This window comes from Pseudomonas sp. ICBG1301 (assembly GCF_016918385.1).
Taxonomy (GTDB): Bacteria; Pseudomonadota; Gammaproteobacteria; order Pseudomonadales; family Pseudomonadaceae; genus Aquipseudomonas; species Aquipseudomonas palleroniana.
The window spans coordinates 457,835-474,090 of the sequence record NZ_JAEKGB010000006.1 but is presented as its reverse complement, the minus strand read 5'-3'; the positions used below and the strand labels follow the sequence as shown (position 1 = coordinate 474,090).

At 57.7% G+C, this 16,256-nt stretch carries 16 protein-coding genes and 2 pseudogenes; 13 read left to right on the top strand and 5 right to left on the bottom strand.

Translation table 11 applies throughout. The annotated features are described in order from the left end of the window. Positions 1–591: 591 nt before the first annotated feature. The gene (acs, locus tag JBE38_RS17550; protein ID WP_060757314.1) at positions 592–2,547 is read right to left on the bottom strand and encodes an acetate--CoA ligase; all 1,956 of its coding nucleotides are present in this window, start codon (positions 2,545–2,547) and stop codon (positions 592–594) included. 413 nt (positions 2,548–2,960) lie between these two features. On the opposite strand from acs, the gene JBE38_RS17545 reads away from it, so the two are divergent. The 4 genes and pseudogenes from JBE38_RS17545 to JBE38_RS17530 all read left to right on the top strand — a co-directional run bounded on the left by JBE38_RS17545 (position 2,961) and on the right by JBE38_RS17530 (position 6,027). Further along, positions 2,961–3,230 (top strand): DUF2790 domain-containing protein, encoded by a 270-nt coding sequence (locus tag JBE38_RS17545; RefSeq protein WP_060757313.1) that lies wholly within the window; start codon positions 2,961–2,963, stop codon positions 3,228–3,230. Between the two features lie 573 nt (positions 3,231–3,803). Beyond that, positions 3,804–5,054, top strand: coding sequence for a ribonucleotide-diphosphate reductase subunit beta (locus tag JBE38_RS17540; protein WP_090369047.1), 1,251 nt, complete (start codon positions 3,804–3,806; stop codon positions 5,052–5,054). An 86-nt stretch (positions 5,055–5,140) separates the two neighbouring features. Beyond that, a pseudogene (locus tag JBE38_RS17535) lies at positions 5,141–5,312 on the top strand (HNH endonuclease); the annotation flags it as partial. 70 nt (positions 5,313–5,382) lie between these two features. Next, on the top strand, positions 5,383–6,027 hold the full coding sequence (locus tag JBE38_RS17530) for an HAD-IB family hydrolase (RefSeq protein WP_060757249.1): 645 nt from the start codon (positions 5,383–5,385) through the stop codon (positions 6,025–6,027). A 31-nt stretch (positions 6,028–6,058) separates the two neighbouring features. Here JBE38_RS17530 and vapC read toward each other — a convergent pair. The 3 genes and pseudogenes from vapC to JBE38_RS17515 all read right to left on the bottom strand — a co-directional run bounded on the left by vapC (position 6,059) and on the right by JBE38_RS17515 (position 7,905). Beyond that, positions 6,059–6,452 (bottom strand): annotated as a pseudogene (vapC, locus tag JBE38_RS17525) (type II toxin-antitoxin system tRNA(fMet)-specific endonuclease VapC). 3 nt (positions 6,453–6,455) lie between these two features. Then, complete coding sequence (gene vapB, locus JBE38_RS17520; RefSeq protein ID WP_104994612.1) at positions 6,456–6,695, bottom strand: type II toxin-antitoxin system VapB family antitoxin; 240 nt, start codon at positions 6,693–6,695, stop codon at positions 6,456–6,458. A 250-nt stretch (positions 6,696–6,945) separates the two neighbouring features. Further along, positions 6,946–7,905: a LysR family transcriptional regulator gene (locus tag JBE38_RS17515; RefSeq protein WP_205344752.1), complete on the bottom strand. Its 960-nt coding sequence runs from the start codon at positions 7,903–7,905 to the stop codon at positions 6,946–6,948. 193 nt (positions 7,906–8,098) lie between these two features. Between JBE38_RS17515 and argH the strand changes: the two genes are divergently transcribed. The 9 genes from argH (at position 8,099) to JBE38_RS17470 (ending at position 15,689) form a co-directional block, all read left to right on the top strand. Continuing rightward, positions 8,099–9,526, top strand: a complete 1,428-nt coding sequence (gene argH / locus JBE38_RS17510; RefSeq protein ID WP_205344751.1) for an argininosuccinate lyase — start codon at positions 8,099–8,101, stop codon at positions 9,524–9,526. Positions 9,527–9,764: 238 nt separating this feature from the next. Continuing rightward, the gene (locus JBE38_RS17505) at positions 9,765–10,643 is read left to right on the top strand and encodes an amino acid ABC transporter permease (protein ID WP_060757244.1); all 879 of its coding nucleotides are present in this window, start codon (positions 9,765–9,767) and stop codon (positions 10,641–10,643) included. 23 nt (positions 10,644–10,666) lie between these two features. After that, positions 10,667–11,431 (top strand): amino acid ABC transporter ATP-binding protein, encoded by a 765-nt coding sequence (locus JBE38_RS17500; protein ID WP_090369037.1) that lies wholly within the window; start codon positions 10,667–10,669, stop codon positions 11,429–11,431. Positions 11,432–11,456: 25 nt separating this feature from the next. After that, positions 11,457–12,278 (top strand): ABC transporter substrate-binding protein, encoded by an 822-nt coding sequence (locus JBE38_RS17495; protein WP_205344750.1) that lies wholly within the window; start codon positions 11,457–11,459, stop codon positions 12,276–12,278. Positions 12,279–12,380: 102 nt separating this feature from the next. After that, on the top strand, positions 12,381–13,550 hold the full coding sequence (locus tag JBE38_RS17490) for an MFS transporter (RefSeq protein ID WP_205344749.1): 1,170 nt from the start codon (positions 12,381–12,383) through the stop codon (positions 13,548–13,550). A gap of 54 nt (positions 13,551–13,604) precedes the next feature. Further along, a complete protein-coding gene (locus JBE38_RS17485) occupies positions 13,605–14,552 on the top strand; it encodes a hypothetical protein (protein WP_090369032.1) in 948 nt (315 codons plus the stop codon). Between the two features lie 93 nt (positions 14,553–14,645). Beyond that, positions 14,646–14,966 (top strand): helix-turn-helix transcriptional regulator, encoded by a 321-nt coding sequence (locus JBE38_RS17480; protein ID WP_060757239.1) that lies wholly within the window; start codon positions 14,646–14,648, stop codon positions 14,964–14,966. Positions 14,967–15,013: 47 nt separating this feature from the next. After that, the gene (locus JBE38_RS17475; protein ID WP_081087107.1) at positions 15,014–15,376 is read left to right on the top strand and encodes a type II toxin-antitoxin system RelE/ParE family toxin; all 363 of its coding nucleotides are present in this window, start codon (positions 15,014–15,016) and stop codon (positions 15,374–15,376) included. After that, entirely contained in the window at positions 15,351–15,689 is a 339-nt protein-coding gene (locus tag JBE38_RS17470) for a helix-turn-helix domain-containing protein (RefSeq protein WP_060757237.1), read from the top strand. Before JBE38_RS17475 ends, JBE38_RS17470 begins: the two co-directional genes overlap by 26 nt. On the opposite strand, the gene JBE38_RS17465 is transcribed toward JBE38_RS17470, so the two are convergent. Further along, the gene (locus JBE38_RS17465) at positions 15,659–16,240 is read right to left on the bottom strand and encodes an AAA family ATPase (protein ID WP_205344748.1); all 582 of its coding nucleotides are present in this window, start codon (positions 16,238–16,240) and stop codon (positions 15,659–15,661) included. The two genes, JBE38_RS17470 and JBE38_RS17465, sit on opposite strands and share 31 nt — an antisense overlap. Positions 16,241–16,256: the final 16 nt, after the last annotated feature.

The following is a 16,256-nucleotide window of genomic DNA, read 5'->3' as shown; positions in this document are numbered from 1 at the left end:
CGACTTAAGTGAAACCGAATAGCGGTGCTGCGCCCTACGCGGTGTAAACCTGCGACGACGAGCGAGTGATCGGCATTCTAACGACAGGCCGGAAGCCGATATTTCCTCAATGCGACAACAATTTACAGAAGCACCGAGAAAGCGGTTCCAGCACATTGACAGCCTCTGCTTTTTATGCAGAGACAAAAGATATTAAACCTGTTGATGCTGCAAGTTGCGGGCCTATTATTCGCAAACCCTTCTAGCACGGCAAGTCTGGCGTTTAATCTTATTTCCTGGGGTGTCTAAAACGCGGTTTTTCGGGGCATTGACGTAGCACATTGCCCCAGGTTTGGGCGGCAGGTTACACATCCAGGTGCGACGGTAACATTCAGAAACGTCCTACGGTGAAAACCGATATTTATTGGTCTCCACCCGATCGTTCCCACGCTCCGCGTGGGAATGCAGCCCTGGACGCTCCGCGTCCGCTCTTGAGGTCGTGACGCGGAGCGTCACAGGAGGCATTCCCACGCAGAGCGTGGGAACGATCCCCCCATGTAAAAAGCCCCACTCGGCTCACACCGAATGGGGCTTTGTCCAACCTGCCTCGCCTTACGCGGCGTTCATGGTCTTGTGGGTTTCAATCAAATGCGCCACCACGCCTGGATCCGCCAGCGTGGAGATATCGCCCAGCCCGTCATACTCAGCCGTGGCAATCTTGCGCAGGATACGCCGCATGATTTTGCCTGAACGCGTCTTCGGCAAGCCTGGCGCCCACTGGATCACATCCGGCGATGCAATCGGCCCGATCTCCTTGCGCACCCAGTTTTTCAACTCCAGGCGCAGCGCTTCGGTCGGCTCTTCGCCATTCTTGAGGGTGACATACACGTAGATGCCCTGCCCCTTGATGTCATGGGGCACACCCACTACCGCCGCTTCCGCGACTTTAGGGTGGGCAACCATGGCGCTTTCGATCTCGGCGGTGCCCATGCGGTGGCCGGACACGTTCAACACGTCATCCACGCGCCCGGTGATCCACCAGTAACCGTCTTCATCGCGACGGGCGCCGTCGCCGGTGAAGTACATGCCACGGAAGGTCTTGAAATAGGTGTCGACAAAACGGTCATGGTCGCCGTACAGCGTACGCGCCTGGCCTGGCCACGAATCGAGGATCACCAGGTTGCCTTCGGCAGCCCCCTCGATGATGTTGCCCAGGTTATCCACCAACGCCGGCACCACACCAAAGAACGGACGCGCCGCCGAACCCGGCTTGAGCGCGTGGGCACCCGGCAGCGGGCTCATCAGGGTGGCGCCGGTCTCGGTTTGCCACCAGGTATCGACAATCGGGCAACGGGATTGGCCGACGTTCTTGTAGTACCAGTCCCACGCTTCAGGGTTGATCGGCTCACCCACCGAACCGAGCAGGCGCAGGCTGCTACCATCGACGCCTTCGCAGGCCGCAGTGCCGGAGGCCATCATGGCGCGGATTGCGGTCGGCGCGGTGTAGAGGATGTTGACCTTGTGCTTGTCGACGATCTTGCCCACCCGGGTAATGTCCGGGTAGTTCGGCACGCCTTCGAACAGCAAGGTGGTCGCGCCATTGGCCAGCGGGCCATAGACAATATACGTGTGGCCAGTGACCCAGCCGACGTCGGCGGTGCACCAGTAGATTTCACCCGGGCGGTAGTCGAACACGCGCTCGTGGGTCAGGGCGGCGTAGAGCAGGTAGCCACCCGTGGTGTGCTGCACGCCCTTCGGCTTGCCGGTGGAACCCGAGGTGTAGAGGATGAACAGCGCTTCTTCGGCGCCCATCTCCTTGGGCGCACACACGGTGCCGGCCACTTTCATCAGGTCTTCGTACCAGATGTCGCGATGCTGGTTCCACTTGATCGCGCCATTGGTGCGCTTGCACACGATGACCTTCTGGATGCTGTTGGTTTCCGGGTTGGTCAGGGCGTCGTCGACGTTGGCCTTCAGCGGAATCTTCTTACCGGCACGAATGCCTTCGTCGGCAGTGATCACCACCTTCGAGCGACAGTCGATAATGCGACCGGCCAGGGCTTCCGGGGAGAAACCGCCGAAGACCACCGAGTGAATCGCACCGATGCGGGTACACGCCAGCATGGCGACCACGGCCTCGGGGATCATTGGCATATAGATAGTCACCACGTCGCCGCGGTGTACATCCTGGCCGCGCAGGGCGTTGGCGAACTTGCAGACTTGTTCATGCAGCTCGCGGTAGGTGATGGTGCGGCTCTCGGAAGGGTCATCGCCCTCCCAGATGATCGCTGCCTGGTCGCCACGCTCGGCAAGGTGACGGTCCAGGCAGTTGTAGGAAACGTTCAGGGTGCCATCGGCAAACCATTTGATATCGACATGGTGGTCGTCGAAAGAGGTCTGCTTCACCGCGGTGAAAGGCTTGACCCAGTCAAGACGTTTGGCTTGCTCGCGCCAGAAGCCATCGGGGTTGACCACCGACTGCTGGTACATGGCCTTGTAGGTCGCCTCGTCGGTCAGCGTATTGGCTGCTACTTCGGGGCGAACGGGGTACAGGGAAGCCGCACTCATCTTTCTTACCTCGGTGACAATCGTTGTTTTTGTATGGCCCCTGTTTTAGCCGGGGCCGGTCTATAGAACCATTCGACGATGGTAGTAACAAGCCCCTACAAATTGCCCTGATATGCCGATTTGTCGCTCTGGACCGCGCCCCGTGGCGCTTTCACGGTTTGTGAAAAAACCTTTACCACGGGATTGTTACAAAAACCGCCAAAAGTGTTTATCAAAACCACGGGTATATGAATATAACCCGCAAGCCTAAAATCAACTTCGCCAACCAAGGCGCTGTGCTCGACACAGCAGTGATTAACAACGCAACAGCCCCCACGAAGGCAACGTTAATCCGAACTTCCAACTTTAAGTTACACACGTGGCCTCACAAGGGCCCCGTGACCCCTTTCGCCCTGAAGAAGGTAAATGAAGAAATGAAAGTGTTCGCAGTCATGGCTCTCAGCAGCTTGTTCGCCACCGCCGCTCTCGCCGACGAGGCCCCGACAGAACTGGCCAGCCAGAATGCCCCCATTGTTGAGGATTACACCTACAGCACCCACTTGGACGTGGCAAAAGTATTGTCCATGAGCAATATCCCGGAAGTCTGTGAAGTTGTACCGGTAAAAATGGAATATGAAGACTCGCAAGGTCAACGGCATATTCTGAACTATCAAGTCATGGGTAACGGCTGCTCTAACGGGTAATAACTTCTTTAATTAGATTCAATCCCGGATCTTGGTCGCCGCAAGAAATCATTCTTGCGGCCAAGAACCCATCTCTGGCCCACCACAATCGACCTGTGGAAGGGGGCTTGCTCCCGATGACCTGAGCCGCCACACCCACCTTACAAAGCGCTACCCTGCCCTACCTGCCCCCGCTTACAAAATCCCCTCACCGCCCGTCAAAAAAATCCAATCCCGGTAAAGCCTTGCAAACACACGCTTTGGCCGCAGACCACGGCATTTTGGTGACCCCAAGTGACCATCCGCCGCAACACAAAGCCGAATTTTTCCCTATAATGCGCGGGTAAATCGGGCCTGCAATATCCCTTTACACAGGGATGAAGAGCCAGACCTGAGGCCTCCCCTGGAGCAAGCACCTGTCGCTCCAAGCCTCAAGCCTCACGCAGAGCACCCGAACACCTGATTGCGTTTAATGCGTGCGCTAGCTGCAACAAACGATTCCTTAAGATCCACCGTGGCCTCTGGGCCGTGTGAACACCCAACCATCCGGTTTCACACGGGCACTTTGAGCCCTCACGCAGGAGACGACACGTCATGCTGAGCTGGGACGAATTCGATAAAGAAGAAGACGGCGAAGTCGCCGCCAAAGGTGCCAACGCCGGCCACGCCACCGAAGCCAACATGGACCGCCTCGACGGCGCCGGCGCTGCCGCCGCGGTTGAAGCCCGCGCCGTCACCGCCAGTGACTCCGCCGCCATCGTGCGCGCCAAGGCCGCCCTCGACAAACTCGACATCGCCGAAGGCCTCGCCGAACTCGAAGGCGCCTCCGCCCGCGTCGCCGTTGACGAAAAACGCATGATCAACTGCCGCGCCGACCTCAACCAGCTCGTGCCTTTCAAGTACGACTGGGCCTGGCAGAAGTACCTCGACGGCTGCGCCAACCACTGGATGCCGCAAGAGGTCAACATGACCGCCGACATCGCCCTGTGGAAAAACCCCGAGGGCCTGACCGACGACGAACGCCGCATCGTCATGCGCAACCTCGGCTTCTTCTCCACCGCCGACTCGCTGGTCGCCAACAACCTGGTGCTGGCCGTGTACCGCCTGATCACCAACCCGGAGTGCCGCCAGTACATCCTGCGCCAGGCCTTCGAAGAAGCGATCCACACCCACGCCTACCAGTACTGCATCGAATCGCTGGCCATGGATGAAGGCGAGATCTTCAACATGTACCACGAGATCCCATCGGTCGCCAAAAAAGCCGCCTGGGGCCTGAAATACACCCGTTCGATCTCCGATCCGAAGTTCGAAACCGGCACCGTCGAGACCGACAAGGAACTGCTGCGCAACCTGGTCGCCTACTACTGCGTGCTCGAAGGCATCTTCTTCTACTGCGGCTTCACCCAGATCCTCTCCATGGGCCGCCGCAACAAAATGACCGGCGTCGCCGAGCAGTTCCAGTACATCCTGCGTGACGAGTCGATGCACCTGAACTTCGGTATCGACGTGATCAACCAGATCAAAATCGAAAACCCACACCTGTGGGATGCCGAGATGAAGGAAGAAGCGACCCAGATGATCCTGCAAGGGACCCAGCTGGAGATCGAATACGCTCGCGACACCATGCCTCGCGGCGTGCTGGGGATGAACGCGGCGATGATGGAAGACTATTTGAAGTTCATCGCTAACCGTCGGTTGTCGCAGATTGGTCTTAAGGAAGAGTATCCAGGCACCACCAACCCGTTCCCGTGGATGAGCGAGATCATGGACTTGAAGAAAGAGAAGAATTTCTTCGAGACTCGGGTGATCGAGTACCAGACCGGCGGCGCGCTGAGCTGGGACTGATTCTCCCGAAGCCAGGCAGTATCAAAAAGCCCTGACTCGTTCAGGGCTTTTTGATTTCTAGTGAACGCAAAGTTGGCGTTGAATCGCCATTTCTTGAAGTACATCACATCAAGCTCCTCGCCCAGAAGGGTTCGGATCGCATCACCAATGCTGTAGCCTTATGCCCCAATTGCCATCAGCGTTGTCACCGGTCGAGTGATCGGGAGGCTTTTACCGAAGGGGCTTTACGCCAGGATCGGAAGATTGGCACGGGAGTAGACTCCTGCTGTCACACCTGATGCACGCTTAAACATTTAGATAGGACCGAGGCCTACCCGTGAACCCAGACATGCTCGAAGCCGGCCCCGCTGACGCCAAAGTACTTTCCGTCTTTGACTTCGACGGCACGCTGACCCACCACGACAGTTTTGTGCCCTTCCTCAAGTTTGCCTTTGGCCCCGGTGAGTTCTATGGCCGGATGGTCAAGCTGGCGGTGCCGGGGCTGCGCTTTTTGGTGCGGCAGATCAGTCGGGATGAGTTGAAGGCACAGCTGATTCGCACCTTTATGACCGGGGTGGAGAAGGCGTGGGTTCAGCAGCAGGCCGAGGCGTATTGCCAGCGCTATTGGAGCAAGTTGATGCGCCCCAAGGGCTTGCAGTCGGTGGCCGATGAGGTGAACTCGGGGGCCGTGGTGACGCTGTGTTCGGCGTCGCCGGCGTTGGTGTTGCAGCCGTTTGCGAATCGGCTGGGGATCAAGTTGATTGGCACTGAGCTTGAGGTAGTTGATGGCGTATTGACCGGCAAGCTCACCGGGAATAATTGCCGCTGTGAGAACAAAGTGCTGCGGCTTGAAGCGGTGTATGGCGACCTGGGGGAATACCGGCTGCGGGCGTGGGGTGATACGCGAGGGGATCGGGAGTTGTTGGCAGCGGCGCAGGATGCGCATTTTCGGCATTTTCATGCGAAGAAGAAAAAGCGGGATCGGTTGCAGTGATGACGTGGGTGGGGTTGGCAGGAAGTCTGCACTAGACGCCTAACCAGTTTTCCACAATCAAGCCATTTACGCGCTTGAACTCACCTTCATTGTTAGTAACCAAGACCAAGCCTGAGCTTCTAGCGTGCCCGGCAATGTGTAGGTCATTGACGCCGATAGGCGTGCCCTTTTTCTCCAGATCTGAACGTATCGAGCCGTAGTGAAAAGCGGCCTTGTCGTCGTAGCTAAAGACATTGAGCCGGGAAGAGAAGTCTTCCACGGCTCGCGTATTTTTTTCTACGAACTGACTCTTTTCTGCGCCATGCATCAGCTCAGCAGGGTGATGAAAGAGAGATCACCATACGCCCAACATTGGCATTGAATTTTTCCAATATTTCGATCGGACGACGCTTGATGATGTAGATCACGATGTTGGTATCAAGCACGTACTAATCATCAAAAGACTCTCGTTCTTGCTGGGTTTGATCGGCACGTTCCTCCATGAAATCTTCAGATACCGATTCACTGGCAAGAAAAAAGCTGTCCCAAGTGTTTTCAACAGGCGAAATGATCAGCTCTCTTCCCACAGCACGGACCTCCACGGTCTTCACTCCCGCAGGAAAACGCATGTCGGCAGGGATGCGAATATTTTGCGTACGGTTGTTAGTAAAGACGGTTCCAGAAGACATAGAGAACACCTCTCTGGGTAAGGAAAGACTGGGAAGAATGATGATTCGAGAATGCTCTATTTCAAAGCTATCTGGCAAACATCCGAAGAATGCCAGCGTTATCGCACTAGCATGGGCTGCTACGAGTCGAGGCGATACGGGTTTATGGGCTCGACAGGGAAATCGCGTCGATCCCTTCGCAGCCTCGCTGGGGCTCGACAGCTCCCACATTTGATCTTTGCCAATCCGATGATTTGTGGTCGACAGGTATTTATGTCGCGGCTTTCAGGTCTACGCCCAGGGCTGTGGCGAAGGCTTTTACCATGGGGCTGCGCGGTGCGTTGTGGCGCAGGATGAGGTTGAATGCCGTGCTCAGGTGGACCTGCTCCGAGCACAGTACGCGCAGGCGGCCTTCTCTCACTAGCGGCGTTGCGTAGTGTTCCGGCAGGAAGCCGAGGAAGCGGCCGGTAAGGATCAGGATGGCCACGGCTTCAACCTGGGAGGCCGAGGCTGACTGGCTGTCGTAGTTGACGAAGTTGGCCTTGTCGCGATGGATCGCATACCGATGGTTCACCACTTCGTATTGGCGCAAGACTTCGGGCGTGATATCGCTCGCATTGAAGAGTGGATGCCCTGTTGCGCAGTAGGCGTGGGCCTTTTCTTCGTACAGCGGGAAGTAGTCGAATTCCTCGCGGCGTTGGTAGACCGGGACGATGCCGGCAACCAGGCGCCCTTCCACTACGCCGCGCTCAACTTCATCCAGTTGTGAGGCGTGCAGGCGTAATCGAATCTTGGGCGACTCACTATGTAATTTTCCCAGGGCCGCAATAAGCGGTGAATTAACGTCCGATACGGTGTTATCAATAACGCCCACACTAAGGTCGCCGATCAGTTCATTTTGCGCTGAACTAAGCTTGTCGCGAAAACTGTCGACCGAGGTAAATAACTCGATGGAAGCTTGATACACCAACTTGCCTTCTTCGGTCAGCCCGAAGCCTTCCCTGCCCCGGGTGCACAGGCGCATGCCAATGCGGATTTCCAGGTCGGAAATCTGTTTGCTGATAGCTGCCAAGCCCACATTCAGCTCGTTTTGCGCGGCGCTGAAACCGCCGGCCTCGACCACAGCCATGAATACCCGCAGCAACTTGAAGTCCAGCCCGCTCAATTGCAGCGGCGGTCTTGCGCCGGGTTTGGGTGGCAGGTTTCCAGAAGTGGAAAGTGGGGTTTCCATAATACGCGTTGACCTCTAGTGCCATATTCAACAGGCTTGAACCCAATCCTTGAATATAGCCAGGCGGCGATAATGAACATAAACATCCGCCCTTGGCAACCTTGAATACGGCGCGTCAGACGCCGATTCTACGCCGTTGGAAATTTATTTTTACTGCCTCCGACTCTTCTAAAAACAAGCGTGAGGAACCTCCATGTCCCAGCCCACCGACCGCCTTTGGGGCGCTCGTTTCAAGACCGGTCCGTCTGCGGCATTGGCCGAGTTGTCGCGTTGCCCTGAGCGCTATTTTCGCCTCACGCCCTATGACCTGGCCGGCTCCCGTGCCCATGCCCGTGAGTTGCAGCGCGCCGGTTTGCTGGATGAGTCGGAAACCTTGCGCACGCTGCAAGCCTTGGACGGCATCGGCGCAGATTTCGCCGCCGGCAACCTGCATCCAACCCTGGATGACGAGGACGTGCACACCTTCATCGAACGCGTACTGACCGAGCGCCTGGGCGCCCTGGGCGGCAAGCTGCGTGCCGGGCGCTCGCGTAACGATCAGACGGCCAATGATCTGCGCCTTTTCCTGCGCGACCATGTGCGCACCATCGCCACTCAAGTGCTGGCTTTGCAGCAGGCGCTGGTGCAACAGGCCGAGCAGCATGTACAGAGCATCTGCCCGGGCTTCACGCACTTGCAGCAGGCGCAACCGATTGTGTTCGCCCATCACTTGTTGGCCCACGCCCAGTCAATGCTGCGCGATGTGCAACGGTTGATCGATTGGGATGCGCGTACAGCGTTGTCGCCCCTCGGCGCAGCGGCCATGGCCGGTTCGGCGATTGCGCGTCAGCCGGAGCAGTCGGCCAAGGAAATGGGCTACACCGGGCCGTGCGAAAACTCTATCGACGCCGTAGCAAGCCGTGACCATGTGGCGGAGTTTCTGTTTGTGGCGGGCATGCTCGGGGTGAATATTTCGCGGCTGTCGGAGGAGTTTTGCCTGTGGTCTTCGCGCCAGTTCCGCTGGGTGGTCTTGGATGATGCCTACGCCACTGGCAGCTCGATCATGCCGCAGAAAAAGAACCCGGACATTGCCGAATTGGCGCGGGGCAAGGCCGGGCGATTGATTGGCAACCTGACCGGGTTGATGTCGACGCTCAAATCCTTGCCGCTGTCCTACAACCGCGATTTGAGTGAAGACAAACACAGTGTGCTCGACAGCGTCGACACCCTGCTGCTGGTGCTGCCGGCGCTGGCCGGTATGGTCGCGACCATGCAGGTGCAGGTGCAAGAGCTGCGGCGGCAGGCGCCGATGGGTTTCACCCTGGCGACGGAGGTGGCGGATTGGTTGGCCACGCGGGGTGTGCCGTTCAAGGAGGCGCATGAGATTACCGGCGCGTTGGTACAAGCCTGTGAGAAGCATGAGATTGAGTTGTGGGAAGCCTCGCCGGCGCTGCTGGCTGAGGTGGATGCGCGGTTGACGCCGCAGGTGCGCGACTGCCTGACACTGGAAGCGGCGATTGCGGCGCGCAATGGGTGGGGCGGGACGGCGCCGGAACGGGTTAAAGAGCAGATTGAGCGGTTGAAGGTATCGTTGGCCGCTCAACAAAAATGGGCTGACAGCTACACCGGATTTCGAATTTAACCCACACCTGTGACGATCGTTGACGATCGTTCCCATGCTCTGCGTGGGAATGCCGCCCCGGACGCTCTGCGTCCCGTTCATGCGCAAGGGTGACGCGGAGCGTCACGGGATGCATTCCCACGCAGAGCGTGGGAACGATCAATCCTCGGTGTGTGGGCTAGCGCCTTCGCAGGCAAGCCAGCTCCCACATTTGGACCGAGTACAGCCGTTAGTGCGTTGTTAGTTTTGGAGTAGCACCATGAACCAAACCCCGGCAGAGCGCTTGGAAGCCGAGCGCAAGTTGTCCGAAAACCAGTTTGATATCACGCAGTACGAGCACGTGCCGCGTCGCTATTACGGGCGGATGTTTTTTGCCACCTTGATCGTGATTGTGCTGGTCGCGTTGTTGCGCGCCTTCGCCAATGGCCAGATCGAATGGTCCTACATCGGCCAGTTCCTCACGTCCGAGGCGATTCTGTGGGGCCTGGTGAATACCATCGTCATGTCGATCCTGGCGATGGCGCTGGGCGTAGTGATCGGGGTCATCACGGCGATCATGCGCATGTCGGCCAACCCGATCCTGCGCTACGTGGCCATCACTTACACCTGGCTGTTCCGGGGTACGCCGCTGATTCTGCAACTGCTGCTGTGGTTCAACCTGGCGTTGATTTTCCCGGTGATCGCGATACCCGGCCTGTTCAGCATCGACACCGTCGACCTGATGACGCCCTTTGTGGCCGCCCTGCTCGGCCTCAGCATCAACCAGGGGGCCTATACCGCCGAGGTGGTGCGTGCCGGTTTGCTGTCGGTCGACACGGGCCAGTACGAAGCGGCCAAGTCCATCGGCATGCCGAGCTTGCAGGCCCTGCGCAGGGTGATTCTGCCGCAGGCCATGCGCGTGATCATTCCGCCTGTAGGCAACGAGTTCATCAGCATGGTGAAAATGACCAGCCTGGCCAGCGTCATCCAATACTCGGAGCTGCTGCACAACGCGCAAAACATCTACTACGCCAACGCGCGGGTCATGGAGCTGCTGATGGTGGCCGGCATCTGGTACCTGGCGGTGGTGACTGTTCTTTCATTTGGTCAAAGCCGCCTCGAGCGTCGTTTTGCCCGCGGCGCCGGCAAGCGTTCGTAAGCCTGGTTGAGGAGATTTGCCCCATGAGAAGCATCGTCAAGGCCGTCAACCTGAACAAGTATTACGACGAGTATCACGCGCTGCGTGACATCAATATCGAGGTCGAGCAAGGCGAGGTCATGTGCATCATCGGCCCATCGGGCTCGGGTAAAAGTACCCTGCTGCGCTGCGTCAACCAGCTGGAAAAAATCGACAAGGGCGGCCTGTGGGTCGACGGTGAGCTGGTCGGTTACCGGGTGGTCGGCAACAAGCTGCATGAGATGAATGAAGCGCAGATCGCCCGCCAACGCCTGGCGACGGGCATGGTGTTCCAGCGCTTCAATTTGTTCCCGCATATGACCGTGCTACAGAACATCATCGAAGGCCCGTGCCAGGTCCTCAAGCGTTCGCCCAAGGAAGCCACCGAAGATGCGCTGGAGTTACTCGCGCGCGTGGGCCTGGCGGACAAACGCAATGCCTACCCGGTGGAGTTATCCGGCGGCCAGCAACAGCGTGTGGCGATTGCCCGTGCGCTGGCGATGCGCCCCAAGCTGATGTTGTTTGATGAGCCCACATCAGCCCTCGACCCGGAGTTGGTCGGTGAAGTGCTGTCGGTGATGCGCGACCTGGCGACCACCGGCATGACCATGATCGTGGTCACCCATGAGTTGGGCTTTGCCCGCGAAGTCTCCAACCGCATGGTGTTTATGGACGCCGGCCAGATTGTGGAAGCCGGCAGCCCCGAAGACATTCTAATAAGCCCACAAAACCCGCGTACCCAAAGCTTTATTTCTGCCGTTCGCACTTAACTAGAAAACTAACGAGAACGCCTCCATGAAAAAATTGTTTATCCCCACCTTGCTCGCGGGCCTGATGGCCTCCACTGCAGTTTTCGCGGCATTGCCGGCGGCAATCAAGGAGAAAGGCGAGATCAGCGCGGCCATCGTGCCGAACTACCCGCCAATGGATTTCAAGGACCCGGCCACCAACCAGATCACCGGCCTGGACTTTGACCTGGGCAACGCCCTGGCCGAACGCCTGGGCGTGAAGATCAAATGGCAGGAAACCGGCTTCGAGCAAATGCTCAGCGGCCTGACCACCAAGCGCGTGGACATCGTACTGTCGGGCATGACCGATACCGCCGAGCGCCAGAAGTCAGTGACCTTTATCGACTACTTCACCAGCGGCCCGCAGCTGTACACCCTGGCCAAGCGTGAAGACCTCAAGGAATTGACTGACCTGTGCGGTAAAAAAGTCGGCACCAGCCGCCGTACCACCTGGCCGTCGGAAATTGCTGCGTGGAGCAAGCAAAACTGCGAAGCGGCGGGTAAGCCGGCAATCGTGGTGATCGGTACCGAAGGCTCGGCGGATGCACGGGCGCAGTTGCAGCAGAACCGCCTGGATGCGGCCATGCAGGGCAGCGAGACGATTCCTTATCTGATGTCGTTGGATAAAGGTAAATACAAGCCGGTGGGGCTGGCGATTTCCAAGCAGTTCACCGGGCTGGGCATCGAGAAGAGCAATACCGAGCTGGTCAGCGCGATCAGTGCGGCGCTGCAGGGCATGATCGATGACGGGACTTACGGCAAGATCCTGAAGAAGTGGGACCTGGAGCAAGGTGCAGTAGAAAAAATCAGCATCAACGCCGGCCAGTAACTCGGCCTGACTGTGGGAGCGGCTTGCTCGCTCCCACAGGCGGTCTGTTTTCCCATTCGACCGGTGTTGTCTCAAAGCAATAACAAGGACGCTCGCCCCACCGTGCCCACCTACTCTTTGGTAATCCGCCGCCTGATGATTTGCTCGGTGACCATCGTGGTCAGCCGTGCCATGACCAGCCCGTTGCTGGCGCTGCTGTTGAGCACCCGGCTGGGCCTCAACCAGCAAGACATCGGCCTGCTGATGGGCATTGCCGTGTTTACCGCCACCTTGCTCGGCCTGTACGGCGGCTACATCATCGACCGCCTGGAAAAGCGCAAGCTGTTGATCCTGGCCATGCTGTCCAGCTCCATCGGTTTTCTTTTGCTGACCTTCGCCAGCAATCTCTACCTCACCACCTTGACACTTGTGATCACCGAGGCGGCGTCGGCGCTGTTCCTGATCGGCTCCAAAGCCATCATCAGCGAGAACCTGCCGGTGGCGGAGCGCGCCAAGGTATTTTCGCTGCGCTACACCTTGACCAACGTTGGCTACGCCACAGGCCCGATGCTTGGTGTGGTGATTGCCGGTCACATGCAACTGGCGCCCTTTTTGATCGCCAGTGCCATTGCGTTTGGCAGCCTGTTCCTGATGATCGGCATCCCGCCGACGCAACAGGATGACAGCAACAAGCCCTTGAGTTTTCTCACGACCCTGCGCACGTTGCGCAGCGACCGCACGCTGATCCTGTTCACCGGCGGTAGCTTGTTGAGCACCATTGTCCACGGGCGCTATACGTTGTATCTGTCGCAATTTCTGCTGGTGGCCTACAAGCCTGCCGACGCGTTGAAGATTCTGTCTGCGGTGCTGGCCTGCAACGCTATCACCGTGATTCTGATGCAGTACCAGATCGGCCGCTTCCTCAAACGCGAACAACTGCGCTACTGGATCGTGCTGGGCACCTTGCTGTTCATCCTCGGGCTGGTCGGTTTCAGCCTGGCAGACAGCCTGCTCACCTGGTGCCTGGCGATGTTTGTGTTCACCTTGGGCGAGATGATCATCTACCCGTCGGAATTTCTGTTTATCGATACCATCGCCCCCGATGCGCTGCGCGGCAGTTACTACGGTGCGCAAAACCTGGCCGCGTTCGGCGGAGCAATGAGCCCGATCATCTGTGGGTATTTATTGATCAACGCCGCCCCTACCAGCATGTTCTATGCCCTCGGCGCACTGACTGCGATCGGGGGCACCTTGTGCTTCTTGAGTGGGCGACGGGTAGCAGGTTCTTGCTGATATTTGTGCTGGATCCCGCTATTAATAGCGAAACATCTCACGGACCCGAGCCCCATGAAATTCGACACGGCCTACAGCCTGAGTCTCGATGACAAGCTGTCGATCTACGATGTACGAGACCTGAATTTCGACGAAACCGCTGACTTCGACTCCGACAAGGACCGCTTCCTGTGCCCCAACGATGAATGTCGTGGGGCATTCGACACGGGGAATGCGCTGAGTACCTTCAACGCCAAAAACGTCAATTATCAGCGCACACCGCACTTCAAGAACAAGACCAGCACCCGGCATATCGACGGCTGCCGCTATGCCAGCACCCACAAGCCAGCGACGGGTGAACACGACGACGAGCGAGAGGACAACTTCCCATCGGAGTTTGTACTGACGCGGCGTCAGTACGAACGCAAGAAACCGCTGGCGGGCACTGAGGGAAACCTTGCGCAAGACTCAACACAGCCATCGCCAACCCGGCCCGGTGCGCTCGTCGGCACCACCGATGCCGCACCGGACAAAACCAGCGTCTTCGCCCATCCGGTGGAATGTTATGTGTCGAATATCGACGACAAGGACAAGCTCAAGCGCATGCCGTTGAAGATCGGCGATCACACGGCAACCTACTGGACGTTTTTCAAGAAAATCGAATACCTGCAAGACAACAAGGGCCTGATCTACTGGGGCAGGATCAAGGCGATCAAGGACTACACCAGCAGCTTTCGCATCGACTTCGAAAAGAAAGTGTGGCTCGACAAGAAGCCCTACTCGGTCAACGTTTACCTGAGTAAAAAACTCATCGAGAACTACCGCAAGCGCAAAGCGTTCCTGGAGCAGATCAAGGCAGCAGTGGACAGTGAGCAGGCGTTGTATTGCTTCTTCTACGGGGTGACGCCGACGCTCAAACAGGTGCCCAGCAAGAAGAACCCCGAACAGACGTTCGGGGTGTTCAGCGCGAATATTGAAAACCTGGATCACCTGATCATTCGGCAGGCGCCGGGGGTGGAATAGTGGGTTATCCAGCATCCAGTTGATGAGCGGTCAAAACAACTGTACAAAAACACAGTATAGTTTGCCTTCCCCCGTCGAATCTGGAGAAACCCCATGTCCTCTCTGGCAATGAGCTCTTTCGTAGAACAGCAGATCGTCCTGCACCAATTCACCCCCAAGCACAGCGTGCAGGCTCGCGCCATGCTGGGCTGGAGCCAGGAACAACTGGCCCGCCTGGCAGGTGTGACGGTGCAGGCGCTTCAACAGTTTGAAAGCCAGGGCGACGTGGGTGATGACACCCGCCTGGCATTGGCGTTTCGCCTGGAGGCCGAAGGGTTGGTGTTCTTCCCGGGGTTTGCGCCGGGTTGGGGGATGAGTGTGCGGGGCGGTACGCCTCAGCCAACGCTCCAGGTCGTTCATGAGACAGCAGAGTAAATTTTTTACCTGCACTGCCACTTATCCCTATTTAGGTATAATCTCTCATGAGCTCATGGAAGCCACTGCTGTGGGTGGGCGCCAGCAAAAAAGACCTTCAGTTGATGCCGGGTTCAGTTCAAGACATTTTCGGTTTTGCACTGCATCTTGCTCAAGAAGGTGGAAGGCATTCACAAACAAAAGCATTGAAAGGATTTGGAGGTAACGCAGTACTGGAGATCGTCGAGGATTTCGACGGCAACACTTATCGAGGGGTGTACACCGTTCGGTTTGGCTCCGCTGTTTATGTCCTCCATTGTTTTCAGAAAAAATCCACAAAAGGCATTGCAACCCCGCAGCACGACATACAACTGATCAAACAGCGACTCAAGGCGGCGCAGGATCATGCACAAGCATCACGAAACCATTGAGATCGAAGAAAGCAGCGGCAATGTCTATGAGGATATTGGTCAGCCCAACGCTGCCGAAATGCAGGTCAAGGCGCAGCTCGCAGCCAAAATCGGCGAGATCCTCAAGGCACGTAATCTCACTCAAACCCAGGCTTCAGTGATTCTCGGGTTGTCACAACCCAAAGTGTCGGAAATGCTTCGTGGAAAATTCCGAGGCATCAGTGAGGCCAAGATGTTGGAATGCTTGTCGCTGCTAGGGCGTGATGTGCAAATTGTCATCAGCACCGCTCCCGCGTCGCGTGTTCAGGGTCGAATTGAAGTGCTATTTGCTTGAGCACTGGTTTCACGCAACCTTTCAAGCAATTGCCCCACCAACGCCTCAACCGAATGGTGCCTGACATCCAACCGGATCACCGGGCAGCTCAGCGCCTTCAACCAGGTCTCATGCCGACGCAGGCTGCGTAGGCTGTGGTTGCCGTCGTCGTAACGGGCGGCCAGGGCGAGGAAGGCGAGACTGTTGGCGTGGCGGTTGCCGCCCTCCAGCACTTCATCGCCGTAGCGTTGCACTTCTCGCAGGCGCAATCGATGCAGGCGGGTTTCGGCGTCCAGACGCAGGAACACCACGTGCGTGAACTGCGGGAGCATCGGGTCGCCCCAACCGCACAGCGAACCTGACAGCACCCAGCTGTGCAGGCCCGCCGTCTGCTCTTGCAGCAGGCGGATGCGTTCATCCCGGGGCCGGGCAACGGTAAAAGGGTCGGGTGTTTGCTGCCAATAGAAGAAATCCGAATCGAAGTAGGCAACCCCCAGACGTTCGGCCATGGCCTTACCCAGGGTCGTGGTGCCGGCACCCGCAGCGCCGAGGATGTGAATTCTGTAGGCCATGGTGTTCTTTCCTCGG